The sequence below is a fragment of the Alkalimonas cellulosilytica genome, assembly GCF_036325985.1.
Classification (GTDB): domain Bacteria; phylum Pseudomonadota; class Gammaproteobacteria; order Enterobacterales; family Alteromonadaceae; genus Alkalimonas; species Alkalimonas cellulosilytica.
The window spans coordinates 102,320-126,101 of record NZ_JAUHLI010000004.1 but is presented as its reverse complement, the minus strand read 5'-3'; the positions used below and the strand labels follow the sequence as shown (position 1 = coordinate 126,101).

Annotated in this window: 22 protein-coding genes; 5 read left to right on the top strand and 17 right to left on the bottom strand. The window is 54.3% G+C overall.

Going from position 1 to position 23,782, the window contains the following annotated elements; genetic code table 11:
• Positions 1-137 precede the first annotated feature (137 nt).
• The 3 genes from QWY20_RS05165 to QWY20_RS05155 all read left to right on the top strand — a co-directional run bounded on the left by QWY20_RS05165 (position 138) and on the right by QWY20_RS05155 (position 4,680).
• Complete coding sequence (locus QWY20_RS05165) at positions 138-2,321, top strand: autotransporter outer membrane beta-barrel domain-containing protein (protein WP_330127969.1); 2,184 nt, start codon at positions 138-140, stop codon at positions 2,319-2,321.
• 96 nt (positions 2,322-2,417) lie between these two features.
• Positions 2,418-4,025, top strand: a complete 1,608-nt coding sequence (locus QWY20_RS05160; RefSeq protein WP_330127968.1) for a sensor histidine kinase — start codon at positions 2,418-2,420, stop codon at positions 4,023-4,025.
• Positions 4,006-4,680, top strand: coding sequence for a response regulator transcription factor (locus tag QWY20_RS05155; protein ID WP_330127967.1), 675 nt, complete (start codon positions 4,006-4,008; stop codon positions 4,678-4,680). The genes QWY20_RS05160 and QWY20_RS05155 overlap by 20 nt, the downstream gene beginning before the upstream one ends.
• 141 nt (positions 4,681-4,821) lie before the next feature.
• Here QWY20_RS05155 and QWY20_RS05150 read toward each other — a convergent pair whose 3' ends face one another.
• The 5 genes from QWY20_RS05150 to QWY20_RS05130 all read right to left on the bottom strand — a co-directional run bounded on the left by QWY20_RS05150 (position 4,822) and on the right by QWY20_RS05130 (position 11,150).
• Positions 4,822-5,382, bottom strand: a complete 561-nt coding sequence (locus QWY20_RS05150) for a phosphoribosyl-AMP cyclohydrolase (RefSeq protein ID WP_330127966.1) — start codon at positions 5,380-5,382, stop codon at positions 4,822-4,824.
• Between the two features lie 140 nt (positions 5,383-5,522).
• Positions 5,523-6,068: a response regulator transcription factor gene (locus tag QWY20_RS05145; RefSeq protein ID WP_407935401.1), complete on the bottom strand. Its 546-nt coding sequence runs from the start codon at positions 6,066-6,068 to the stop codon at positions 5,523-5,525.
• 50 nt (positions 6,069-6,118) lie between these two features.
• Positions 6,119-7,420 carry a sensor histidine kinase gene (locus QWY20_RS05140; protein WP_330127964.1) on the bottom strand — a complete coding sequence of 434 codons (1,302 nt, stop codon included), beginning with the start codon at positions 7,418-7,420 and terminating at the stop codon, positions 6,119-6,121.
• Positions 7,421-7,571: 151 nt separating this feature from the next.
• On the bottom strand, positions 7,572-9,008 hold the full coding sequence (locus tag QWY20_RS05135; RefSeq protein ID WP_330127963.1) for a hypothetical protein: 1,437 nt from the start codon (positions 9,006-9,008) through the stop codon (positions 7,572-7,574).
• Between the two features lie 24 nt (positions 9,009-9,032).
• Positions 9,033-11,150: a TonB-dependent receptor gene (locus QWY20_RS05130; RefSeq protein ID WP_330127961.1), complete on the bottom strand. Its 2,118-nt coding sequence runs from the start codon at positions 11,148-11,150 to the stop codon at positions 9,033-9,035.
• Between the two features lie 173 nt (positions 11,151-11,323).
• On the opposite strand from QWY20_RS05130, the gene QWY20_RS05125 reads away from it, so the two are divergent.
• Positions 11,324-12,394: a linear amide C-N hydrolase gene (locus QWY20_RS05125; protein ID WP_330127960.1), complete on the top strand. Its 1,071-nt coding sequence runs from the start codon at positions 11,324-11,326 to the stop codon at positions 12,392-12,394.
• A gap of 35 nt (positions 12,395-12,429) precedes the next feature.
• Here the strand turns inward: QWY20_RS05125 and QWY20_RS05120 are convergent, their stop codons facing one another.
• The 9 genes from QWY20_RS05120 to QWY20_RS05080 form a co-directional block, all read right to left on the bottom strand.
• Positions 12,430-13,173 carry a ZIP family metal transporter gene (locus tag QWY20_RS05120; protein WP_330127959.1) on the bottom strand — a complete coding sequence of 248 codons (744 nt, stop codon included), beginning with the start codon at positions 13,171-13,173 and terminating at the stop codon, positions 12,430-12,432.
• 60 nt (positions 13,174-13,233) lie between these two features.
• The gene (gene ykgO, locus QWY20_RS05115; protein ID WP_330086463.1) at positions 13,234-13,359 is read right to left on the bottom strand and encodes a type B 50S ribosomal protein L36; all 126 of its coding nucleotides are present in this window, start codon (positions 13,357-13,359) and stop codon (positions 13,234-13,236) included.
• On the bottom strand, positions 13,356-13,625 hold the full coding sequence (locus QWY20_RS05110) for a type B 50S ribosomal protein L31 (protein WP_330127958.1): 270 nt from the start codon (positions 13,623-13,625) through the stop codon (positions 13,356-13,358). The genes ykgO and QWY20_RS05110 overlap by 4 nt, the downstream gene beginning before the upstream one ends.
• A gap of 93 nt (positions 13,626-13,718) precedes the next feature.
• On the bottom strand, positions 13,719-14,606 hold the full coding sequence (locus QWY20_RS05105) for a ZIP family metal transporter (RefSeq protein WP_330127957.1): 888 nt from the start codon (positions 14,604-14,606) through the stop codon (positions 13,719-13,721).
• A gap of 185 nt (positions 14,607-14,791) precedes the next feature.
• Positions 14,792-15,259, bottom strand: coding sequence for a bacterioferritin (gene bfr / locus QWY20_RS05100; RefSeq protein WP_330127956.1), 468 nt, complete (start codon positions 15,257-15,259; stop codon positions 14,792-14,794).
• Complete coding sequence (gene bfr / locus QWY20_RS05095; protein WP_330127955.1) at positions 15,259-15,732, bottom strand: bacterioferritin; 474 nt, start codon at positions 15,730-15,732, stop codon at positions 15,259-15,261. The genes bfr (QWY20_RS05100) and bfr (QWY20_RS05095) overlap by 1 nt, the downstream gene beginning before the upstream one ends.
• A 117-nt stretch (positions 15,733-15,849) precedes the next feature.
• Positions 15,850-16,257 (bottom strand): ExbD/TolR family protein, encoded by a 408-nt coding sequence (locus tag QWY20_RS05090; RefSeq protein ID WP_330086455.1) that lies wholly within the window; start codon positions 16,255-16,257, stop codon positions 15,850-15,852.
• A gap of 1 nt (position 16,258) precedes the next feature.
• Positions 16,259-16,975 carry a MotA/TolQ/ExbB proton channel family protein gene (locus tag QWY20_RS05085; RefSeq protein WP_330127954.1) on the bottom strand — a complete coding sequence of 239 codons (717 nt, stop codon included), beginning with the start codon at positions 16,973-16,975 and terminating at the stop codon, positions 16,259-16,261.
• Between the two features lie 11 nt (positions 16,976-16,986).
• Complete coding sequence (locus tag QWY20_RS05080) at positions 16,987-17,739, bottom strand: energy transducer TonB (protein ID WP_330127953.1); 753 nt, start codon at positions 17,737-17,739, stop codon at positions 16,987-16,989.
• 170 nt (positions 17,740-17,909) lie between these two features.
• On the opposite strand from QWY20_RS05080, the gene QWY20_RS05075 reads away from it, so the two are divergent.
• Positions 17,910-19,409, top strand: coding sequence for a S10 family peptidase (locus QWY20_RS05075; RefSeq protein WP_330127952.1), 1,500 nt, complete (start codon positions 17,910-17,912; stop codon positions 19,407-19,409).
• Positions 19,410-19,458: 49 nt separating this feature from the next.
• Here QWY20_RS05075 and QWY20_RS05070 read toward each other — a convergent pair whose 3' ends face one another.
• The 3 genes from QWY20_RS05070 to QWY20_RS05060 form a co-directional block, all read right to left on the bottom strand.
• Positions 19,459-19,884 carry a YqaA family protein gene (locus tag QWY20_RS05070; RefSeq protein ID WP_330128092.1) on the bottom strand — a complete coding sequence of 142 codons (426 nt, stop codon included), beginning with the start codon at positions 19,882-19,884 and terminating at the stop codon, positions 19,459-19,461.
• Positions 19,885-19,904: 20 nt separating this feature from the next.
• Positions 19,905-21,239: a peptidoglycan DD-metalloendopeptidase family protein gene (locus tag QWY20_RS05065; protein ID WP_330127951.1), complete on the bottom strand. Its 1,335-nt coding sequence runs from the start codon at positions 21,237-21,239 to the stop codon at positions 19,905-19,907.
• 194 nt (positions 21,240-21,433) lie between these two features.
• Positions 21,434-23,755, bottom strand: a complete 2,322-nt coding sequence (locus tag QWY20_RS05060) for a TonB-dependent hemoglobin/transferrin/lactoferrin family receptor (RefSeq protein ID WP_330127950.1) — start codon at positions 23,753-23,755, stop codon at positions 21,434-21,436.
• Between the last annotated feature and the right edge of the window lie 27 nt (positions 23,756-23,782).

Below are 23,782 nucleotides of genomic sequence, written 5' to 3'. Positions count from 1 at the left end.
AGCCTGTAAAGCAAAGGTCACCAAGCATCACGAGCCCTGTAGGCCATCCGTATGAATCCCAATGCGACACTGTCACCATGCTGTCACAATCTGCATGTAGCCTTAGTCCGTTTGGGTCAACGAACAAGGACTTCACAGTGATCATCCCATTTTCACGAACAGCCATCGCTTTATGCTTCTGCTCGGCATTCACCTCAAGCGGTGTATTGGCCGCCCCTTTTACCATTTTGGAAGGACAAACCGTTACCGGCCGCCAGACGCTGACAGGGAGCGAAACCGGTACCATTGAACAAGGCGCTACCCTGCAGCAAGCCGGCAATCAAGCCATTCGCTGGTCTGCCGCCGAACAGGGCACAGTGCGCATTGAGAACCAAGGGCAGATACTGGCCACTGCCGGGGCCCGTGCTATCGATACCCAAGGCAATACCGCCTCCGACCATTACCACTTTGTGTTGTTGAACCATGAAGCAGCGCTCATCGACAGTGATAACGATGCCTTTCGGTTGAACTTCAGTTCCGGGATCCTCGGCTCCGTCCACATCGACAATGCCGGGACCATGCGATCTAATGAAGGCCAGGTGCTGGACTTTGCCGACATGCAGCAAGGCGAGCTGCGGCTGAATAACCTGGGTACGATGCACTCGGTGCAACACGATACCATTCGAACCGGCAACCTGACCACAGTGACTATCAACAACTCCGGCACGGTAAGCAGTCAGGGTCAGGGGCGCCGGGGTATTGATATCAATGGCGATGGTGGTGCACGGTTTATCGACATTCACAACAGCGCCAGTGGCGTGATTCAGGCACAGAACGACGCCATTCGGGTCAATTACGATCTCACCGGCGGCAGCTTAATGCTGGTGAATGATGGTCTTATCGAAGCCACCGGCCAGGGTGATGACTCCGGTCAAGCGGTCGATTTCAACTCAGTCACAGGAACGGCTGTCCATGCCATCATTCGCAACAATGCCGGTGCTATCATCCAAAGTGCCGATGCAGATGCTGTTCGCCCAGGCGGCCATGGTCAGGTGTTTAATGCCGGTTTGATTCGTGCCGGCGGAGCTGGTTTGGTGGAGGGCGCTGAGAGCACCTCGGCCGATGGCATTGATTTTCAGCAGCACGATGGCCAGGTGTTTAATCTGGCGGGTGGTCGTATCGAGGGAGCTCGCCATGGCATCACCGGCAATGGCTTTATTGAAGTGGTCAATCAGGCCGACGGTACCATTATTGGCTGGAATGGCTCAGGCGTGAACCTGGACGGCAATGGCAGGGTACTGAACTACGGTGTGATTTCAGGCCGCTATAATCCGCAGCTTAGCGAAGGGGATGGCGATGGCATTGATATCGACTTTATCGGCGATATTGAAAACTATGGCTGGATTGAAGGCATTGGCGCAGCTGGGGTAAAAAATGGCGATCCTAATCGGGCAGATGGCATTGCCATGGGGGGTGGTCGTATCATCAACCACAGTGGGGCGACCATTTACAGCAGCGATCGGGGGATCCTGATAGATGACAGCGATGGCGGAGCGGCCTTTGGTGCCACCCTGCTGGTCAATGCCGGCACCATTGATGCGCTGAATGAAGGGGTGCAGTTGCGTGGCAACTGGGACGATACCCTGATTAACAAAGGTAGCATCCTCAGCCGGAATCAGGGGGTTGCTATCGATATGGGGGGTGGGAATGACCGCCTGGAGCTGCATGCTGGCAGTATGATTCAGGGAAGCATTCTGGGCGGTACTGGCCAGAATCAGTTGATCCTTACCGGGGACGGTCATGGCTCTTTTGGTCATATTGAGCAATTCCAGTCCTGGCAAGTGCAGCAAGGCATTTGGCAGATGGCGGCCGATCTTCAAATCAACGCTGGGGATATTCTCGCTATCGACTCCAATGCGCAGCTAGATGTGCAGGGCAATGCCCTACTGGATGGAGAGCTTAGCTTTAGTCTGAGCAATTTGGCTGCAACTAGCATGCTGGCAATTGATGGCGATTTGGCCTTTGGTGCTGATAGCTGGCTGACGTTGGATCTCTCCAACTGGTTACCCGGCCTGGACGATGTCTGGAGTTTATTCAGCGCACAAAGCGTAACGGGGTTCGACCAACAGAGAGTCAGCTTCACGGGCCTTAGCCAGTTACCGCAGTATCAATTTATCACTGGCTGGCAAAACGGGTATTATCAGGTTGGTATTCGTTTTAACCAGCAGGCCACTGTCTCTGAGCCTGCGAGCTTTGGCGGTCTGCTGGCCGGTCTTTTTGCTCTTGGGGCTCTGCGACGCACTCAAGCGAAAAAGCGTAAGCACTTGCAACCCTGTTGCTGATGAACGCAGAGTGATCAATGAATTTAACCCGATATTCATGATCCAAACCGATAAAGCCCATATACTGCCTGATAGTGCAGTGAATGGGCTATATCGATGTATTTACGCAAACTGATCGTATCGCTCTGTATTCTGGTGGGTATTAGCCTGCTGCTGTCTGGTATTGGTTTTTGGGCGCATCAAAATTCGGAGTTTCACACCAAGCGTAACCGCATTGCCAACCAGATGCTGACCGAGTTTATTTCGCTGCGGGCCGACAAACAACGGCTGAAAGTCTGGCTGGCCGAGTACCTGCTGACCGAGGATGCCAATACCGGCTTTCGCGATACTCTGTTTGGCCGTATGCAGCACCAGTTGCAGACTCTGGATCAACTGGCCATTCGCGATCAACTTTACAGCACCAATGAATCCGACTTGCAGTTTATTATGCAGCAGGTCAAAGTCATTTCCTTGCTGCAATCCAACTTACATACGCTGGAACATGCACTGAAAACCCGCGAAATTGCCGCCTACCAGGATGATCTGGAGCGCTGGCGTACCCTGATTAGCTTGTTTGATAAATTTCAGGATACCGATCTGTCTGAATTGTTACAGCAGGCCATTGCCGATCAAAAGCAGCGGGCCAGCAGTACCGAAGCGGATGCGCTCTCTGCCGTGCAACAGGTGCAACACACCATGCTGCTGATCAGCCTGCTTGGTTTGCTGTTTGCCATTGTGATTGGCTGGCATTTATCCCGGGCCTTGAGCCAGCCATTGCAGCGGCTGCTGGATGGTACCAAGCAATTGCAACAAGGCAACTTTGCCCACCGCATTCAGGAGAAAGGGCCAACAGAGTTTGCTGAGCTGGCCCGGCAATTTAATCTGATGTCCGGTTACATTGAAGATTTTGCCCGCGAGGAAAAACAAAGCCAGCTGGCGACGGAGCAACGGGTGCAAGCCCGCACCGCTGAACTGCAGCAAGCGCTGGCCCAGCTTCATGAAACCGAACACCGGCAAAAACAATTGCTGGCGGATATCAGCCATGAGCTGCGCACCCCAGCCACCAGCATTCAGGGCGAAGCCGAAATCAGCCTGCGCGGTAAAGATAAAGACAGTGCTGAATACAAAGAGGCTTTTGGCCGGATTCTGGCGGCCAGCCAGCAATTAAGCCGGCGGATTGAGGATTTGTTGCTGCTGGCAAGAGGTGAAGAACGCTTACTGCAAGTGCACTTACAGCGCATCAGTGTGCTGGATTTTCAGGCTCTGGCCACGGCTACGGTGCAACAGCAACTCACTAGCCGCTTCCGGTTAACATTGAACATGCCTGCTGAGTTACCGGCCGACGCCTGGCTGCTGCTCGATGCCGACAAATTTGCCAGTGTGCTGCGGATTATTACCGACAATGCCCAGCAGTATGCCGCCAGTAACCCAGAGCTGCAGCTTAGCCTGGCACTGAGTGACAATGAACTGCAGTTGGAGCTAGCCGATCAGGGCATTGGCATCAGCGCAGAAGAACAGGATCGCTTGTTTCAGCGTCACTTTCGCGGGATCGCGGCCCGAAGCGCCCGACCCGATGGCCTGGGGATAGGCCTTTGCATTGCCAAAGCCATTATGGAAGCGCAGGATGGCACCATTGAGCTGCATCCCAATCAGCCCCAAGGCACCCGAGTATGCCTTAAGCTGCCAATTTTTAACGGAACCCAGCATGAAAATACTGATTATTGAAGACGATGAGAAAGTTGGCAGCTTTTTATCACGAGGCTTAAAAGCCGAGGGTTATCTGACTCAGCTATTGCAGGACGGCCTGCATGCACTGGAGATGGTGCGGCAGTTCGAGCCGGATGTGATTGTGCTGGATCGCATGCTACCCCAACTGGATGGCCTGACCTTATGCCAGCAGATCCGCAGCCAGCAAATTCAGGCGCGTATTCTGATTTTATCGGCTCTATCCGAAGTTGATGAGCGGGTCCGGGGCCTGCGAGCCGGTGCCGATGACTATTTGGGCAAGCCGTTTCACTTCGAAGAGCTGTTAGCCCGGATTGAAGCCCTGGCGAAACGGGATGTCAGTAGCCTGCATCAACGTCAGTTGCAGGTGGCCGATCTGGTGCTGGATTTAGACAGCATGCAAGCCCAGCGTGCCGGTAAAACTCTGCAATTAACGGCCAAGGAACTCGGTATTCTGGAGTTGCTGATGAGCAACAGCGGCAAAGTCTTCAGCCGGGAAAGGATCCTGACAAATGTCTGGGGCTTGAACGAAGATCCACTGACCAACATCGTGGATGTGTATATGGCGCGGCTACGGAAGAAAGTTGATGAGTCGCATACCGTTAAATTGCTGCATACCCGGCGTGGGCTCGGCTATTGTTTGCAACCAGAATAAAAAAGGGCTGGCCGCAGAGGAGGGATGGCCAGCCAAAACGGGTTGGGATGAACAACACTTACAGAAACAATAACCAGCTTACTTACTAAATCACGTTAACCTGGCAATGGCATCCTTGCCATTGCTCCCCTACTCGTTCCCTTAATTAGCGCTAAACGGCAATGACGAGTGATGCAGTACGATGCGCAGGGCGCCCTGCTCGTCTTTTTTAAAGCCCCAGGTTTTGTCCACGGTAGTGATAGCACCACTGGCATCGGTCAGCATCACATGGCCCATGGTCAGTGCCAGGTCGCCATTGATGTACACCGCCGCGTTGTTAAACTGATAACCGGTCCACCCCTTCAGCGCAAAGCCACTGTCATCAGGGAATGCGCTGTTGCCACCAACAAAATAGGCCAAAGCACCCTCGTAGCTGGTACGAAAGGTTTGTTCGCCACTGGCCAGCGTAGGCTTAAATAAAACCGCACCATGACCGTAGCCATAAGCTGCATCCAACACTGAGCGTGCTTTTTGCTCCGCCTGATCACGGCCACCGTCCTTGTAAGCAGAGCTGATAGCAATCAACGCTTGCCCCCAGGCCTGTTGGGCAGCTTTAACCTCAGCTTCGGTGATGTTGTTATTGACCACAGGCGCCGCAACCACTTGCAAAGCAGCCAGGCTGAGCACAGTGCCAGAAATGATGGATACAATTCGAGTTGACATAGGTTTTCCTTTTCAGTGAAGGGTGCTCTCACACCGGACAGGGACAACTTTACAGCCGAGGCATGAAGGGAAAACCGACAAAGGAATTAACACAACACAGCGAACAGATTAAAACAAGATGAACAGCACCAACACCGCAGTCAGGGGCGACGCTTTAGCAATTTGCGCTGCAAAGTACGACGATGCATGCCCAGCATCCGGGCGGTTTGCGAGATATTACCATCCTGTTCGGTCAGCACTCGCTGGATATGCTCCCATTCCAGCTGCTCCGGGCTTAGCAAACTGAGCGTCGAAGCAGGCTCTGGCTGTTCACTTGCCGGGGTGTCTGGTTCTGTTAGCAAGAACTGGCCATAAAGCACCTGGCGCAACTGCTGAAAATCGACCGGTTTGGTCAGATAGTCGTCGGCGCCTAATTTCACTGCCTGCACCGCATTGGCAATACTGCCATAGCCGGTTAGCAGCACAATCCGGCAGTTGGGCAGCGCCGCGCGTAGCGGTTCAATAAAGCTCAGGCCAGACTGGCTGGCAAAACGCAAATCCAGCAGGTAGGCATCGGCTTGCTCAGCAATCAGCTGGTCGCAGGTGCAGGGCTCGGCAAAAGTCACCACCCTCGCACCGGTTTGCTCAAAACGGCGCGCCAGGGTGCGCAGCAGTACGGCATCGTCATCGACCAGCACCAGCTTGATGCGCTGCGGCTTATTCATGCGATCTGGTTCATTCATCTTGGGTTGCTCATTCATGCAGAGTTCCTGGGCAGCTCAATGCAGGTCAGTGCGCCATCGGCCAGATTACTGCGGACGACCTTACCGCCCAATCGCTCAATGCTGGCATTGGCCAGAAACTGACCGATGCCAAGGCCCTGACTACTAAGCTGTGGCAAATGCCCCAGCTCCTGCAAACGCTGCTCGGAAAAACCCTCACCATAATCACGAATGCGGATGCTGCAGCCTTGTTCGCTGAGCTGACAGCTAATGGAGAGCTTTGGCTGTTGCCGCGCCAGGCTGGCATCGGCGGCGTTATCCAGAATATTCAGCAGCGCCGCTGCCAGGCTTTGCGGCTCCGCCAGTAAAAAATCAGTGGCTTTACTGTCAAACTGACACTCGGCTTCAATATCGGGCCGGCTGGCCAGCCAACGCTGTACCGTTTGTTCGGTCAGCTTGAGTACCGGCTCGGCTTGCTGCGGCTGGCGCAGACTGCCGGCATCCCGACGCAGCTGCTGCACCAGATGCTGACAACGCTGCAGTTGCTGTTTCAAGTCCTGCCATTGCTCTGTCTGAGCGGTGTCGGTTTCAAGCTCGTCGGCAATCAGTGCCATGGTTTGAATGGGCGTGGCTAAATCATGAGCGGCATTGGCGGCAAAAGTTGCCAGAGCCAACATTTGCTCTTGTCGCAGCTGTTGTTGCTGCAACTGATTCAGCACTCGGGCTTGCTTGCGGATTTGCCGGGCCTGAGCACTGATAAACCAACTGATCAGTGCTGCTGAGAGCGCAAAGGCCCACCACATTTGCAGCAGATGCTGATCAAAGCTGCCATGGCCAGCACCATGATGCGCATGCGCTGCGCCAGCTGCGTGTTCCGGCTGCAACTCAAGCCAACCGCCAGCAATCGGCAGTGCGCTGATATCCCCTAATTGCATCAGCAAGCTGTATGCCAGCACCGCAATCAGCGCCACCAAATAACACAAGCGGCCCGGCAGCAGCACCGAGGCCATTGCCACCGGCAGCAGCAGCAGCGCGACCAAACCATTGCTGACCCCGCCGGTTAACACCAGCATGCAGCAGAGCAACACAATATCCGCCAACGCATAGAGTGCATACAAACGCATGCTGTACTGGCTTGCATTGGGCAATAATGGCAGTAACACATTGGAGGCAGCAAAAAGCACCAGCAAGAGCCCAAGCAAAGGCCAAGAGCTGACCGGGTAATGCAGTAGCCAGGCGGCCAGCATCGCCAATGCAATAAAGCCAATCACCCCCCAACGAAAGCGGGCCAACTGACGCAATTGGTGCTGCGGTTCTAGAACGGTCAGGGAAAGCATGACATGGATTCCACAAAAAAGACGGCTGCCAGGCAGCCGTTGCAAAATGTCATTACAGACTATCGCACAGCAGTGGAAAAGTCTCTACTAAGAATACCTGCTGCCTCCCCAAAGCACCATGCGACATAGTGTCGCAGCTGCTCAGCAAAGACTAACGCCGTCTAAGCCGCATCGCAAAGCCCATGCCGGCCAGCAGCAAAACCAGTGCCATCATGGCCACTACCACCTTATCGCGGCCATCGCGCCCCAGCCAGGGCTGCAAAATGCCCCATTTGTGCACAAAGGAAAAGCTGTAACGCTCATAGCGACTGCTGCGGCTTTGTTGCTCCACCAACTGACCGCTGGCACTGTCGACAAAAATCCGCCCCTTGGCATAATCGAGCTGCCAGACCGGCAGGCGCTTGTTGCGAAAATCGTAATCCGGCCCAAAACGCTGTACCAGCTGTTGCCTGGATATCGCTTCGGGGGTTAGCCCAATAAAGCGCTCCGCCAACAGCTGCGCATACGAAGCATCGTCCAGCGCCGGTGCATCCGACAGCAGCGGGATAAAGAGCGCCCCGCGCTCGGATGCCTGGCCGGCAAAGCGGCTGTGCCGGTCGGCCTGCTGAGTTGCATTGTGCAGCGATAAACGCCAGTACCAGTGCGAAGCGGGCCCCTGTACCAGACTGGCACTGTTTAGCACCGCATCGGTCGGCAACACGCCTGCCGGCAGCTGCCACTGTTCTGGCAACGGTTGAGCATTGCTGGCCGTTAAGCCCAGTGTATCGGGCTTTACATACTTGTAGGCAAAGTGGTAGATGCCGGTCAGCAAATACAGCGTCACCGGCAGCAATAACCCCCAGGACAGCAGATAGTGCCAGCGGCGCAGGCCGCGACGTTTTGCCTTAAACGGCAGGCGCAGCAACAACCAGCCGCCAGTCAGCACCAGCAGCAAGGCACTGCCCAACAGCACTGTCATCACCAGAGCTTTGATAATCGGCACCCCATCCAGCCATTGCCAGCTGTGAAACTGGCGAAACAGCGCCTGCAAGTTGGTTTTGTACGCATTGGTAATGCCCGCGAGGCTCAGAGTTTCGGTATGCACATACAGACTAAGCCCGGAATCAAAATCGACCTGCCACACCGGCAATAAGCGATTGACCGACGGGTAGGCGCTGTCGAATTCGGTTTGCAACCGGCTGCTGCGCACCTGGGTTTCCTCCAAACCGCTGTAATGACTGGCCAGCCAGATCGCCATCTGCTGATCGCTGATGGCACTGGCTTCATCATACAAGCTCAGGTACTGGCGTGGACTTTGCAAATCCGAGGTCAGCTGCAACAGCACCTGCTGCTGGTAGGGCACCAGCTTCACCAGCGACTGAGCGGGCAGATTGGCTTGCTGCAACCGCTGCATGGCCTGATTCAGTTCGGCTTCGCTCAAACTGAGTGTTGGCGGTCGCATGGTGACGGCCTGTGGGCCGGTCCAACTCATAATGGGATGCGACACCCCGGTTAGCGCAAACAGCAGCAAAGTGATGCCACCCAGCCAGAGCAGTACACGGTGCCAGCGCACCAACTGGCTGGTGCGTATTGCGTTTGATGTGGTCATCACTGCATCCTCCTACCTTCTGCCTTAAAATTGCCAGGTGGCCGAGACAAAAACGCTGCGCGGCATGCCGGGCCGGTAGTCGATGTCGGTCGAGCCTACCTGATTGCTGGTCAGGGTAGAATAGTTCTTATCGGTCAGGTTCATTAACCGAATCGCCAGCTGCCAGTGCTCGCCCATTTGATAGCGCGCCCGCAGATGGAACAGATCATGCCCTGGGTAAGTATTGGTGTTGGTCTCATCGGTGTAGTAGCGGCCAACTTGCTGCCATTCCAGCTCCAGCCAGAGCCCCTCCATGCTGAGTGGCTGGTAACTCAGGCTGCTTTGCCAAAGCTGACGCGGCGCTTTGCCCACCTCAAAGCCAGCAAAGTTGCGGGTTTCGTTGATAGCAGGCACACAGGCCGGCGGAAAGCAGCTAAATAAATACTGAAAATCACGGTACTTTTGCCGGGTAAAGGTGCCACTGAGGTTCCACGTCCAGGCGTCGCTGAGTTGCCAGCTGGCCATCAGCTCCAGCCCCCGATGCGAGGTTTGGCCGGCATTGATAACCTTGCGGGTGTTGCCATCAATGTAACTGACCACATCGTCTTTGATTTGCAAGTCGTAGACACTGGCATCCAGTCGCAGTCCATCCAGCTGCGCCCTCCAGCCCAGCTCATGGTTGATGGCGGTGACCGGTTTCAGCTCGGTGGTATCCTGACTGGAACCCGGGCGAAACACCTGCCCGACCGAAGGCACCCGAAAGGCATGGCGGCGATTGGCATACAGCTGTTGATTCGAGGCCAGCTTGTAAACAACGCCGAACTTGGGGCTAAGTTGCTGGTAGCGAATGCGCTGCGACTCGGGCCGAAGCCAGGTAGTACGTCCTACTTGCTGTGGCACCGACGGATCCAGCCGATCGGTGTAATCGACTTCAAACCAGTCGTACCGGGCGCCCAGGCTTAGGATCCATTGATCTGAAGCAAACCATTGCAACTGCGCATAGGGCGAGATGCTGGTTTGATCTGCATCGTAGTGGTAATTGGTTCGCCCGGTTTGTTGGTAATCAACAAAAATATCCTCTTGCATCACGATGCTGATTTGCTGCTCGCGGAAGGTGGCAGGTGTCACGTCCAGATCCAACCCGGCTGTCCAGTTGAAGTCCGCTGACGCCTGCTGCGAGAACTGTGTCAGTAGCCCATAGGAGGAAAAACGGGTGGATTGCAGCACCGGATCATAGGTCAGCATCCAACTGGGCATCAGATCCGAGCGGTTGTTGCGGTAAAAGGGTGTCAGCATCCATTCGCTGCGATCGGACAGCTGATAACGCAGTTCCGTCGATAACCGAAACGCCTGCACATCGCGCGCGCCCATATCGCCATGAAAGCGGTTTTTGCGCGGATTGCTGGTAAAATCAGCCTGGTTTAAGCCCGAGGTGCCACTTTGGTCAATGCTGCCAAAACTGGCCAGGGTTTTAAGTTGCAGCTGCGGTGTGAGGTCACTGTCGAGCCGCAAGCTGCTGGAAAAACGCTGATAATCGGCTTCTTCCCGAAAGCCATCGCTTTGGGTGCGATTCAGTTGCAGCCGGGCCCGGTGCTGGGCATTCAAAGCACCGCTCACGGCCATCAGGCCACGTTGCCAGCCATCGCTGCCAAGCTCTGCCTGCAGCCGGCCACTGAGCTGATCGGTCGGCTCTAGGGTTAAAATATTAAAAATGCCGCCAATGGCATCGCTGCCGTAGAGCGCAGAACCCGGCCCCTTGGTCACTTCCACCCGGCCGGAATTTGGCATATCAATTTCGTACAGCCCATTGTGGTTAAAAAAGCCGGTTGGCCGGGTTGGCAGGCCATCTTCCAAAAAAAGGTAAACCCCGCCGGTGGTGATAGGCTGGCGAATAGCGGTCATATGCCCTTCCCCACCCAAGTCATTGACATGCACCCCGGATACCCGGTTTAACAGCTCGGCCGGGTGGCCGGGGCTGACATTCTGGATGCTGTCTTCACCCAACACAGCGACCGATTCCGCCAGGTTGGTTAGTGCCTGCGCCTGACGGCTGCTGGTCACTACCATGACTTCAACGCCATCCGGTGCAGCCGCTACCTTGGTAGGCATGTCTGAGGCAGCCGTACTCATGGCCATAAGTGCCAGGCAAATATTAGAAATCATGAATAAACCTCTGAATTGACTTGATTTACTCTACCAGAGGCACAACACCGCAGGGATGCGACATAATGTCGCAGGGCAGCACAGGTTGCTTAAAGCTAAATCTGGTCAAAACAGTGTGGCCTGACTAGACTAAGCAGGATGCTTATCCCAAAGTAACCATGGAGATGGAACCGATGCGATTTTCACTGAATACAATAACTAGCTTGCTGCTGGCCGCCAGCCTGACCTTCGCTATTACCAGCCAGCAGGCAGAGGCTTGCACCCGGGTGATGTACAAGGGCCCGGAGCAGACCATTCTGACCGGGCGCAGCATGGACTTTGCCATGCCAATACCTGCCAATCTCTGGGTATTTCCACGCGGCATCGAGCGTCAGGGTGAAGTGGGCGATAACTCGGTACGCTGGACTGCCCAATACGGCAGCCTTGCGGTCAGCTCCTGGGACATTGCCACTTCGGATGGCATGAATGAAAAAGGCCTGGTGGCCAATATGCTGTGGCTGGTTGAATCCGAGTACCCCGAGTTTAACCCCGATAGCGGCAGGCCAGGTTTGTCCATTTCGCTGTGGGCGCAGTATGCGTTGGATAACTTCGCGACCGTGGCCGAAGCAGTAGCAGCCCTTAGCCGGGAAGACTTTGTGGTGGTGACCGATGTGATCCCAGGCACCGATAGAATGACCACCATCCATTTATCGTTGTCGGATCCAACCGGCGATAATGCCATTTTCGAGTACATCGAAGGCCAGCTGGTGATCCACCATGATCCCTCTTACGTGGTGATGACCAATGATCCGCCGTACCAGCAGCAACTGGCCATTCAAAAGTACTGGGACAGCATTCCGGGCAATGTGTTTTTACCGGGTACGGTGAAAGCCCCGGATCGTTTTGTACGGGCGCACTACTACATCCACAGCATTCCGCAAACCAGTGATCCTCAGATTGCCACTGCCAGTGTCTTTAGCGTGATCCGAAACACCTCGGTGCCCTATGGTTATCAGATTGAAGGCTACCCGAATTTATCCACTACCCAATGGCGGGTGGTGGCCGATCACAAGCATCTGCGCTATTTCTTTGAAACCGCGCTGACGCCCAATACCTTTTGGGTCGACCTGACGAAACTGGATTTCAGCGAAAATGCCCCGGTCAAAGTGCTGCGCGCCGATGCCAACCAAGTGTATGCTGGTGAAACCTCGGCCAAGTTCACCGAGGCACAAGCTTTTCAGTTTTTAGGACTGACTGTCGAGTAGTGCTAGCAGCCGGTTGTAACTTTTTGCAGCCGGCTTTAATGCCCTTCTAACAACACAAAGCCCAACATCAAGCCAATACCGGTGAACAAGGCCAGATGCTGTGACAGCAGCCGTTGTTGCCATAAGCCTTTTAGCAATGGATAGAGATCGATCAAGGCAATGTACAAGAAACCACCTGCCGTAATGGCTAATAGCGCTGCCAGTGGCAATACCAGCCATTGGCCTGCCAGATAGAGCAACAAAGCGCCGGCAAACACCGGCAGGCTGCACAGCGCATTTAATGCGATGGCACGCTTAAAACTGGCACCGCCATGCAGCAGGATGGCCACATCCGACAATTCCTTCGGCAGTTCATGCCATACCACCGCCAGCGTGGTGGCCCAGCCCAGTGCCGGATCAACCAGAAAGCTGGCGCCTATCAGAATGCCATCGACCGCATTGTGCAGGCCATCGCCCAGCAGATTCATCCGGGCATAGGAGGGCAAGCGCTCTGCTGAGCTTGGTAACTCATGCCGGTGCCAGTGCAGCCCCTGCTCCAGTCCATGGAACAACAAAAAGCCGAACAGAACTGCCAGCATTACCGGATGCGGTGAGGCTGAGAGCTCTAACGCTTCCGGGATCAGATGCAAAAAAGCACTGCCCAGTAACACACCAATGGCCAGACACAACAACAAAGGCTGGAGCCACTTCAGCCAGGGGCGTGCCAGCAGCAATAACACACCACCGAACACGGCGACCAGCACCACCAGGGATGCAGCCAACATCAACTGCCACAGCATAACAACTCCAGAATTGTGATAATATCACAATTAGTCTAGCGCAGTTTAGAGTCTGTTGCTCTAGCCCTGACGTGCTTTAAAGCGTGGATTGCTTTTGCAAATAACAAAAACTTTGCCACGCCGTTTGACGATTTGGCAGTCCGGGTGACGATTTTTAGCGGACTTCAACGACGACAGTACTTTCATGAGGCATCTCCTTTCGTTGCCAAAAAACGACCAAACTTCTTGCCGAAGTTGGCCATCCGGCCTTCGCTGCTGATTTGCTTCTGCTTGCCGGTGTAAATGGGATGCGAGGCGCTGGACACATCCAGCGGCACATATGGATAGGTGTTGCCGTCACTCCAGGTTTTGGTGCGTTCGGTTTGAATGGTGGAACCGACCAAAAAATAGGCATCTGCGGCCATATCGTGAAACAGTACCTGACGGTACTCGGGGTGGATGTTGGGTTTCATACAATCTCCTTAATTGAATACAGAGACTGCAATAATATTGAGAATGATTCTTAGTTGCAATTACTTTGTGATGTTATCACAAAAAATAGTTCATTACCCCAGTGCCGTATCCAGCACCAGCATCAACACAAAGCCCAGCATCAGGCCATTGGTCGCTGCCATTTCATGGCCCTGCCGGTGCGACTCCGGGATCATTTCATGGCTTATCACAAACAGCATGGCACCTGCCGCCATCGCCAGACCCCAGGGCAGCAGCATCGGGTTTGTCATCACGATGGCGCCGGTCACCGCCATCACCGGTTCGACCAAACCAGATAACATCCCTACGCTCAAAGCCACCAGCCGGCTGTAGCCTACGGCAAGCAATGCCATGGCCACCACAAAGCCTTCCGGCACATTCTGCAAGGAGATACCGGTCGCCAACGCCGAAGCGCCTACCGCATCGCCACTGGCATAGGCAACACCAATGGCCAGGCCTTCCGGGATATTATGTAGAATGATGGCGATAACGAACAACCAACTCCGCTTTAATGCCAGTGCCTGATGCCCCTCGGTTCCTTTGATAAAGTGTTCATGCGGCACGCTGCGCTCCAGTGCCAACATCAGCAAAGCGCCCAACAGTATAGCAGCAGCCACTTGCAAGGGTCCTTGCCAGCTTTGTGCGCTAGTTTCAAACAGGGTCAGTGCAGGCACGATCAGCGAAAAAATGCTGGCTGCCAACATCACCCCACCACCAAAACCCAACATAGCCGCATGCAAACGGGCAGAAAGACGACGGGAAAACAAAGCTGGAATGGCTCCTAGAGCGGTGGCAACCGCTGCCGCCATACCAGCATAAAATGCATAGCGAACATGATCCTGCTGCTGCATCAGCAACACCAACTGCTGGATGCCATAGCCAGCCCCAAGCAGCAAAATACCCCAGCCCAGCAGTTTGCGTGGGGTTAGTTTACTGAATTTGCTCAGGCTGGCTGTATTCATTGCATACTCCGCAGGGTCGTTTTACCCATTATAGAATGAAATACCGAACAGAACCTGAATCAAATGAGAATTATTCTCAATTTAAATCGATGGGGTTATTCTGAAAAATTGATTGATATGCAAAATTGCAATCAGAAATAAAGCATTTTGTAGACTACTCCCCCTGCCCTGCAGGGGGAGCAAAATTAACTCTGCGATTGCAGGTAGTTGGGCAGGCCCAGCAGCTTGATCAGGCGTAGCTGTTGCTCCAGCCAATAGGCGTGGTCATTTTCGGTGTCATCCAGCAACTGCTGCAAGATGCTGCGGGTGACGTAATCCTGCTCTTTTTCGCACAGCGCCATGGTGTCTTTGAGTAAGGCATCCACCCGGTATTCTACATCCAGATCATTTTGCAGCATTTCGGGGACATCTTTGCCCACCTTGATGCCATCGCGTTTGCTCAGATCCGGTACCCCTTCCAAAAACAAAATACGCTCAATCAAAGCGGCGGCATGGCCTTTTTCATCGTCGAACTCATGGTCGATGCGCTGATACAGCTTCTGAAGGCCCCAATCCTGATACATGCGCGAATGGATAAAGTACTGATCCATCGCACTGAGCTCATTGGCCAGTAAGGTATTGAGTGCATCAATAATGACTTGCTTGCCCTGCATTAATCACCTCCTGTCTGCAGTTGCAGGTAGTTGGACAGCCCCATACTGCTGATTTGGTGCTGCTGGGTTTCCAGCCAGTCGATGTACTCTTCTTCATCTTCCAGCATCTCAGTCAGCAGGTCACGGCTGACATAATCCTGATGCTGCTCACACAACGCAATGGCTTGCTTGAGTTGCGGCACTTGTTGCAACTGAAAGTCCATATCGCATTGCAGCATTTCCTCAGTAGCTTCACCAATATTCAGTTTGCCCAGTGCCTGCAGGTTCGGCAGCCCTTCCAAAAACAAAATACGTTCAATCAGGCTGTCGGATTGCTTCATATCCAGAATGGATTTTTTGTAGCACGCATCGTTCAGGCCTTTTAAGCCCCAGTTTTTGTACATGCGGGCATGCAAAAAGTACTGATTAATCGAGGTCAATTCGGTGGTAAGCAACTGATTCAGTTGCGCCAGCACCTGTGGATGGCCTTGCATAGCGAACTCCGAAAATGGAAACGGGTACTAAGCTTAGCCCAAAATAGGCAAGAACACAAAAAACGCTTTACCATCAAAGACATAGTATTGATAATGATTCGCCTTTAGGATGTATTTTCAATCTGCAGGTACCGTCACAAAGCCAAGTTGCTCTATCCCCGCTTGTTGCACCAGGGCCATCAGACGCACCATATGTTGATAGGGCACATCTTTATCGCCCTGCAGATGCAGGACCGGCTGCTGAGCCGCTGCTTGCAGCAAACGCTGCTGCATTTGCTGCTCGGTAACCAAGTCCTGTTGCCAGTACCATAAACCGTCTTTATCCACCGACAACACCACTACCTCAGGATCTGTCTGCACAGGTTGTTCGCTGGCCGTTGGCAGATTCACCGCGACCGCCTGTGTCAGTAACGGCATGGTGATCATAAAGAGGATCAGCAGCACCAGCATCACATCCACCAAAGGGGTCATATTCAGCTCGGTCATCATGTCCTGTTGCGGCTCCAGGCCGCCTCCAAAAGCCATGTTAGTGCACCTCACGCAAATGCGCTTGCTTGCGCTGCAGCGGGGCTGCACCGGTCAGAAAATAGGCATGCAACTGATGAGCAAAGCGGTTCAGCTTGCTGTGCACGCCACGATTTGCGCGGCTTAAAGCGTTGTACCCCAACAAGGCCGGAATAGCCACCACCAGGCCGGCAGCCGTGGTCAACAGTGCTTCCCCGACCGGGCCGGCAATCTTATCCAGTGCCACCTGACCGGATGCACTGATGCTGATCAACGCCTGATAAATGCCCCAAACAGTACCAAAAAGCCCCAGAAAGGGTGCCGTGGCGGCCACCGAGGCAAGAATGGCTAGCCCCCGGTTTAACCCTTCCATCGAGTCCTCGATGCTGCCACGTAAGCAAGCGCTTAACCAATCGGTCAGCGGCAGGTGGCCGTGCAGATCGGAGGTATGCAACCGATGATGCTCCACCGCATCCGCGCCTTCCACTGCCAGCCGCTGAAACGGATTGTCCGGCCGGTGCTGCTTTAGAGCCAGCACCGCATCGCTGAAACTCTGGCAATGCCAGAATTGCTGCATAGCCGCCCGCCCGGGCCGCTGCAAGCGCCATAAATGCAGACCACGTATGAGCAGCACACACCAACTGAGCAACGACATCAGCAGCAGCAACAGCATCACAGCCCGGCTAAGGGGATCGCCATACAACCAAAGACTGGAAAAACTCATGGAGGTGCTGTCCATCTGTACTCCTGCTAGTGCAATTGAAAGGTTATGGGTTGCTGGTAACGATAGGCGATGGCGCTCCCCCCTTGCCGTGCAGGTTCAAAGCGCCATTGCTTTACTGCCTCCAGTGCAGCCTGATCCAGCCTTGGAAAGCCGCTGCTTTGCAGCACGGCCAGCTCACTGATCTGGCCATCGGCTTCGATCAACAGCTCCAGCAATACGGTGCCTTGTTCCCGTAACCGACGTGATACCATGGGATAAGCCGGAGCCGGATTGTTCAAATGGCTGGCATCGGCTCTGGGTGCCGTAACCGGCGCGCTGGTGGGCGGTGCAGGCTCTTGCGGCTGAGCGACCGGTTCAGGCGGCTGTTCGACTAGCTCCTTAACAACAGGCTCTGGTTCTGTGTACTCTGGTAGCGGCTTCGGAGCAGACGCCAATCGCCCGTCTTTTACTGGCAACGGCTCTGGTACATGGTCTGGCTTGGGCGCAGGCTCTGTGGGCTTCGGCTCAGGCAGAGGGACCTGCTCTGCCACAGGTTCCGGCTGGATGGCTGCAGCGGTCTGAACCAAAGCCCCCTGCAGCACGGGAGGTTGCACTATCGGCTGCGCTGTACGTACCTGACCAACAGCCAGCAACACCAGCAGGTGCCCCAGCAGCACCAGCAGCACCAGCAGCACCAGGCCAACATCGCTCCTGCGGGTTGGACCTTGTGCCTGCATAACCATAGGTTTGCTATCCTCTGCCCAGGCAGTAAACTCAGGCAGACAGGCAACAGCTGTCATGGGTGACTCCAGAAAAAGTGAGATCAAAACAGATGCAAATGATATCAATTATCATTAGCAACAACAAGCGCTCACTTCATCGTAACCAACTGTTGTTAGCCGCAGGACTCTGGCACTGACTGGTTTTTTCCGCTTAAATGCAAATACCTATCCCTACTCGAAGAAAAATTATGTTTCGGTCGCTTATCCTGCTTTGTCTGCTGGTCAGCAGCAGCTTTAGTTACGCCAACAGCCGCCAGATTGAGATTGATCAGGCAGTGGAAACCAAACACCAAACCCGCATTAACGGCCAGCGCGTGCAATACAGTGCTTTAACCGGTACTCAGCCAGTCTGGGATGAGCAGGGCGAGCCGGTGGCCACCTTGTTTTATACCTATTACCGCCGCACCGATGTATCCGATATCGGCAAACGGCCCTTGATGATTTCATTTAATGGCGGTCCGGGCTCCGCCTCGGTCTGGATGCATGTGGCCTACACCGGGCCCAAGGTATTGAATATTGATGCCGAGGGCTATCCGGTACAGCCTTATGGCGTGAAAGCCAACCCCTACTCGGTGCTGGATGTGGCCGATATCGTGTTTGTGAACCCGGTCAATACCGGCTATTCGCGGGTGGTCCCCAATAGCCAGGGCGAGTTGTTATCAAGGGAGAAACAGCGTGAACTATTCTTCGGCGTAAATGCTGATGTCAGCTATCTGGCCGAGTGGATCAACACCTTTGTTACCCGCCACAACCGCTGGACGTCGCCGAAGTTTCTGATTGGCGAAAGCTACGGCACCACCCGGGTGGCGGGCCTGGCGCTGGAGCTGCAAAACCGTCAGTGGATGTACTTAAATGGGGTGATTCTGGTGTCGCCAACCGACATGGGCATCGACCGTCAAGGGCCAGTCAAAGCAGCCAATCGCCTGCCTTATTTTGCCGCCACCGCCTGGTACCATGGCGTGCTGCCGGCTGATCTGCAACAACGCGACTTGTATGAGCTGTTGCCAGAAGTCGAAGACTTTACCCTGAATCAGTACCTGCCGGCGCTGGCCAAAGGTGCCTTTATTGAGGATGCCGAAAAACAACGCATTGCCGAGCAAGTGGCCCGTTACTCTGGCTTGTCCTTGCAATCGGTGCTTGGCAGCAACCTGGATATCGATACCGCCTTTTTCTGGAAAGACTTACTCCGCGAACAGGGAAAAACCGTCGGCCGGCTGGACTCCCGCTATTTAGGCATTGATAAGAAAGAAGTCGGCGAACGGCCGGATTACTGGGCAGAGCTGACCTCCTGGTTGCACTCGTTCACCCCGGCCATCAACCACTACATTCGTAATGATCTGAACTACGTCACCGACATCAAGTACAACATGTTCGGCCCGGTGCACCCCTGGGATAGAACTAACGACAACACCGGTGACAACCTGCGCCAGGCCATGGCCCAAAACCCCTATCTGCAAGTGTTGTTTCAGGCGGGTTACTACGATGGCGCCACCAACTACTTTGATGCCAAGTACAGCATGTGGCAACTGGATCCCAGCAGCAAAATGCGTGACCGGCTGCACTTTGCCGGCTACCGCAGTGGCCATATGATGTATCTGCGCTACGAGGATTTGAAAAAATCCAATGACGATTTGCGCAACTTTATCCGCGCGGCCCTGCCGGCGGAAGGCCAGGCTGCCAAGTACTAGTTTCAGTGTATCTCACCAAACACGACCAAGCAGGCCCAGGCCTGCTTTTTTATTGGAAGATAGCCATCCCAAGCCCCAGCAACACCGCATAGCGCAGTCCCTTCCCTAAAGCCACCAACAGCAGGAATAGGGTAAAGCGCACCCGCAGTACACCGGCAATCAGCGTCAGGGGATCGCCGACCACCGGCAACCAGCTTAGCAACAAGCTCCAGCTGCCGTAGCGCTGAAAGCGCTGACTAGCTGCAGTCATTTGTTCTGGTGTAAAAGGAAACCAGCGCTTGTGCTGAAATCGGTTGAGTTCTTTGCCAAGGTACCAATTGACGCAGGAGCCCAGCGTATTGCCCGTGGAGGCAAAGAACCAGAGCCAGATAGGCAGATAGCCCTGCTGCTGCAGGGCCAGCAGTAAAACTTCCGAGGAGCCAGGCAGCAAGGTCGCTGCCGTGAAGGCGCTGACAAACAGCGTCAGATAAGCCAGCATCAATGAGATTCGGCTAACTAACGCTGTTGTGCCAGCAGGGTTTCTTCATCCATTTGCCGGATCATAAAGGCGACCTTCTCAAAAAAGGCATCGCGGCCTTCATCCGGGATCGGTTGTGCCAGCGGGATATTGGCAGTCATCGGATTGACAGGTCTGTTGTTGACATGCAGCTCGTAGTGCAAATGTGGCCCGGTGACCCGGCCGGTAGCACCGGACAGGGCAATGCGCTGACCGCGCTCGACCCGCTGACCATTGCGCACCAGGGCCCGATCTAAATGCAGATAGCGGGTTTTGTACTGGCCATGATGCTGGATTTCTATGTAACGGCCGGCAAAGGGGTGATTTTCTACCCGGATGACCACGCCATCAGCAGCCGCCAATACCGGTGTACCGGTTGGGGTCGCAAAATCAGTACCATTGTGCGGTGATACCCTGCGCGTAACCGGATGCAAGCGGCGCGGATTAAAAGGGGAACTGATGCGAAATTCGCGCTGCAAAGGAATACGCATAAAGGCGCGTTGCAGGCTGTTGCCTTCAGCATCGTAGTATTGGCCGTTTTCATGCAAAAAAGCCGTTAGCTGCTGGCGGCGGTTAAAGAGACGAATGCCTTCAATGCGGCTTTGGCCGGTGGCTTCTTCGCCGACGTAATTATCGCTGCGGATCACCTGAAAACGGGCTCCGGCCTGAATATCGCGGGAAAAGTTAATGCGATCGCGAAACAACTGACTGACGGTAGCAATCTCGGCGTCGTTCAAGCCGGCACGCTGCGCCGATAAATAGAAACTGCCGTGAATTTCACCGACCAGGGTCTGACTGTACCATTCGCCTTCATCCAGCAATTCCTGATAGCTGAATTCACCATCGGCCTCGCGCTGGTACAGCACCCGGTTACCAGCATGCACGAAGAGCTCCATCGACAACAATTCATTGTGCTCATCCCGCTGAAAGGTCAAGGTGTGACCGGGACGTAATACATCCAGCGCCAACAGCGACTGATCAGCCGCCATAATCTGATGCAGCTGTTGCTGACTAAAGCCGTGACGGGAGAAAATGCGGCTTAAGCTATCACCGGATTGGATCGCATAGTGCGTGAAGGACTCATCGACCTCAGGCTCCGGCTCTGGAAACAGTGCCAACTGCCACTGTTGTACCTGCAGCTGCCAGCCATGTTCTGGTTCAAGCTGTGCCCAACTCGCGTTCAGCAACACTGGCATCAGGGTGAGCAGCGGTTTTTCCGGCTTGGAACTGGTCGGCCAAAACAGAATCATCAGGCTCACCAGCAACAACGACAGCAAAATACGCCGATGGGCACTGGGAAGACGGTTTGTTAATGTAAGCAAAGGTTGTGGCATCGGTAGCGCTTTTATCGTTTTATTCAGTCAGACAACGATGAACGTTGTCACAGCGATTTTAGGATAGTATCACAAAAATAACCAACTCCGCTTCGATAGCCAAGAGGAAAAATGGTTCCCACCAAATAAAAAAACCACCTGTCTTCCCGGCAGGTGGCTGCGAATATCGCGAAACTCCAGAGAAACATGTTTTTTTAAAAGATATAGCTAACGCTTGCTTTGATGTAACGCCCAGGCTCAGCAAAGCGCCGGTAGCCATCGGTACCGGGCTGGACATCACCACGGGGGCCACCACCACCCGGATAAATAAAGCGCATCCGATCCCACCGGTAGTACTCGCGATCAAACAGGTTAAAGATCCCAAGCTGCAGCTGCAGTGCAGCAGTCAGATCCCAGCTTGCGTTCACATCCACCACAGTAGCAGAACCAGGTACTTGCAATACTGTCGAGGTCCTGCTGCCGTCCGCCTGAGTTTGCAGGGTATCCGCTTCATTTTTACCCGCCAGGTGCTGCACTGTGGTCAGCAATTGCCAGTTCTGTCCCGGTGCCTGATAGCGCAACGACGCCAACGCATTGGCCGGACTGACACTTAGCAGAGGCTCACCCTGGCTGTCTTTGCCATATTGGCGGCTGCCGGCCAGGCGAAGACTAAAAGCCTGGTTTAACTGCAGCAAAGACTCCAGTTCAATACCCTGTACCCTGGCCCGGCCAATATTTTGCGGTTGACTGTACCTGTTGCCTTCAATCAAGGTACATTCTCCACGTACACACTGCTGATACTGCAGATCAGGCAAACGTGTTTGCACCTGAGACTCGATCAGATTGCGGTAATCCTGTCGGAAGACAGACAGTTGTAGCTGTTGGCGTCTTGCCGGCTGCCAGCTCCAGGCCAACTCCAGATTCTGACTGGTTTCAGCTTTTAAATCCGGATTAGCGGCTGAACTCCAGATCACCACAGTGTCACCGTTAATGTCCGTTACCGTGGAACTGCTGACGCCACCATACATATCGTCGGCACTGGGCATGCGGAATCCCCGCCCCCACTGTGCTTTGAGCTGCTGAGAATCGGTCAGTGGGTACTGGTAACTGATCTGACCGCTAAGGTTACCAAACCGACCTGAGGTAATGGTGCCGGACTGATCTTGCAGCAATTCGGACAACTCTGGTTTGTAATTGAAACCGTCGTAACGCAGCCCCAAAGTCCACTGGCTACCACCTGCCAAAGTGACCTGATCACGGGCCAGTACATACCATTGGTCAATGTCAATATGAGGGATCACAAAGGCAAACGCTTCACTGCGCCCTACCTGATCACTCTCCCCTAAAAAGTGGGTATTGGTGCGCCAGCTGGAAATGCGTTTGCGCTCCACCCCCACGCCATACAACCACTGCTGATGCAAGATACCCTGCGACAACTCTTTATCAAATGCCAACGCCAGCCGCTGCTGCACCTGACGGAAACCGCGATCTTCGTGACGCATGCAGGGCTGAATACCCTCCGGGCAAGTTGCATAGTTCATCAGCATTTTAGTAATGCCGAAATTACGTGTATCCTGCCAATCGAATTTCAGACTAAGCGCATCAAACCAGAGCGAGCCGGCCAGCCATTGATAATCCATCCCGATGCGACGGCGGCGACTCTCATCATCCGTATCCCGGCTCAAATAAGTCCCGCCAATCTTAGCCCGCTCGTCGGCCTCAGCATTGGCTTTGAATTGCTCTACAGTCCAGCCCAGCCGATGTTCCGGCTGCAGCTGCCATTGCAATTTTGCCAGAACATTCAGGCTTTGATTATCCAGAGGCTCAGGGATGCTGCGCGCACCACCTGTCACATCATCGCCTTTATGGGGTACGCGTTGCTGCTCACCATCCCGACGGCTGACCAACACCATGGATTCCACCGGACCACTGCGATTTGCCGCCGAGACACTAAACTGCCGTTCATGATAAGCCCCGTCAAATCCCAACTTAATGCCAGCATGGCTTTCATCGCCCTGGGTTTGCAGAAAATCGGTGGGGTCTTTGGTTTGGAACAAGACAGCACCACCGAGTGAGCCACTTCCAGCCAATAAAGCATCTGCGCCTTTTAAAATCTCGACTTGCTTCAGACTATCCAGCTCAATACCGCCACGACCAGAGCGGAAAAACGCATAGGGCGCCAGGTTCGAAGGGTCCAGTCGCTCAGCAAGGGCCAGACCATCCACGGTAATGGCAACCCTGTCGCCATCCATACCCCGAATGTTAAACCCTGTCGAGCCAAAACGCCCGATGTTGGTCAGCGTCACCCCAGGTGAGTAACGCACAACGTCAGCCAGCTGACTGGCCTGCTGCTCATTGAGCTCAGCAGCGGTGACCTGCTGCTGGTTGATTTGTGCGGAGGCATCTGGCTCTGGCGCCTCAGCAGTCACTTGCACCTCAGGCAGTTTCTGCTCCTGAGCCCAGAGTGAACCAGACATGGCGACAACACAGGCCAGCCAAAGTAACCGCACAGACGGTTTGTTTACTGCAGTACGCAAACTGTACTCCTTAACTTGTAAAATAGT

Bases quoted from the DNA above. Each gene is read 5' to 3' on its own strand.
- bfr (WP_330127956.1), bottom strand. From the start codon at position 15,259: ATGCAGGGCAAGCAAGTCATTATTGATGCACTCAATACCTTACTGGCC.
- QWY20_RS05090 (WP_330086455.1), bottom strand. From the start codon at position 16,257: ATGGCTTTTGGAGGCGGCCTGGAGCCGCAACAGGACATGATGACCGAG.
- QWY20_RS05155 (WP_330127967.1), top strand. From the start codon at position 4,006: ATGAAAATACTGATTATTGAAGACGATGAGAAAGTTGGCAGCTTTTTA.
- QWY20_RS05150 (WP_330127966.1), bottom strand. From the start codon at position 5,382: ATGTCAACTCGAATTGTATCCATCATTTCTGGCACTGTGCTCAGCCTG.
- bfr (WP_330127955.1), bottom strand. From the start codon at position 15,732: ATGCAAGGCCATCCACAGGTGCTGGCGCAACTGAATCAGTTGCTTACC.
- QWY20_RS05160 (WP_330127968.1), top strand. From the start codon at position 2,418: ATGTATTTACGCAAACTGATCGTATCGCTCTGTATTCTGGTGGGTATT.
- QWY20_RS05065 (WP_330127951.1), bottom strand. From the start codon at position 21,239: ATGCCACAACCTTTGCTTACATTAACAAACCGTCTTCCCAGTGCCCAT.
- QWY20_RS05080 (WP_330127953.1), bottom strand. From the start codon at position 17,739: ATGACAGCTGTTGCCTGTCTGCCTGAGTTTACTGCCTGGGCAGAGGAT.
- QWY20_RS05140 (WP_330127964.1), bottom strand. From the start codon at position 7,420: ATGCTTTCCCTGACCGTTCTAGAACCGCAGCACCAATTGCGTCAGTTG.
- QWY20_RS05110 (WP_330127958.1), bottom strand. From the start codon at position 13,625: ATGAAACCCAACATCCACCCCGAGTACCGTCAGGTACTGTTTCACGAT.
- QWY20_RS05105 (WP_330127957.1), bottom strand. From the start codon at position 14,606: ATGAATACAGCCAGCCTGAGCAAATTCAGTAAACTAACCCCACGCAAA.
- QWY20_RS05125 (WP_330127960.1), top strand. From the start codon at position 11,324: ATGCGATTTTCACTGAATACAATAACTAGCTTGCTGCTGGCCGCCAGC.
- QWY20_RS05120 (WP_330127959.1), bottom strand. From the start codon at position 13,173: ATGCTGTGGCAGTTGATGTTGGCTGCATCCCTGGTGGTGCTGGTCGCC.
- QWY20_RS05135 (WP_330127963.1), bottom strand. From the start codon at position 9,008: ATGACCACATCAAACGCAATACGCACCAGCCAGTTGGTGCGCTGGCAC.
- ykgO (WP_330086463.1), bottom strand. From the start codon at position 13,359: ATGAAAGTACTGTCGTCGTTGAAGTCCGCTAAAAATCGTCACCCGGAC.
- QWY20_RS05075 (WP_330127952.1), top strand. From the start codon at position 17,910: ATGTTTCGGTCGCTTATCCTGCTTTGTCTGCTGGTCAGCAGCAGCTTT.
- QWY20_RS05085 (WP_330127954.1), bottom strand. From the start codon at position 16,975: ATGGACAGCACCTCCATGAGTTTTTCCAGTCTTTGGTTGTATGGCGAT.
- QWY20_RS05130 (WP_330127961.1), bottom strand. From the start codon at position 11,150: ATGATTTCTAATATTTGCCTGGCACTTATGGCCATGAGTACGGCTGCC.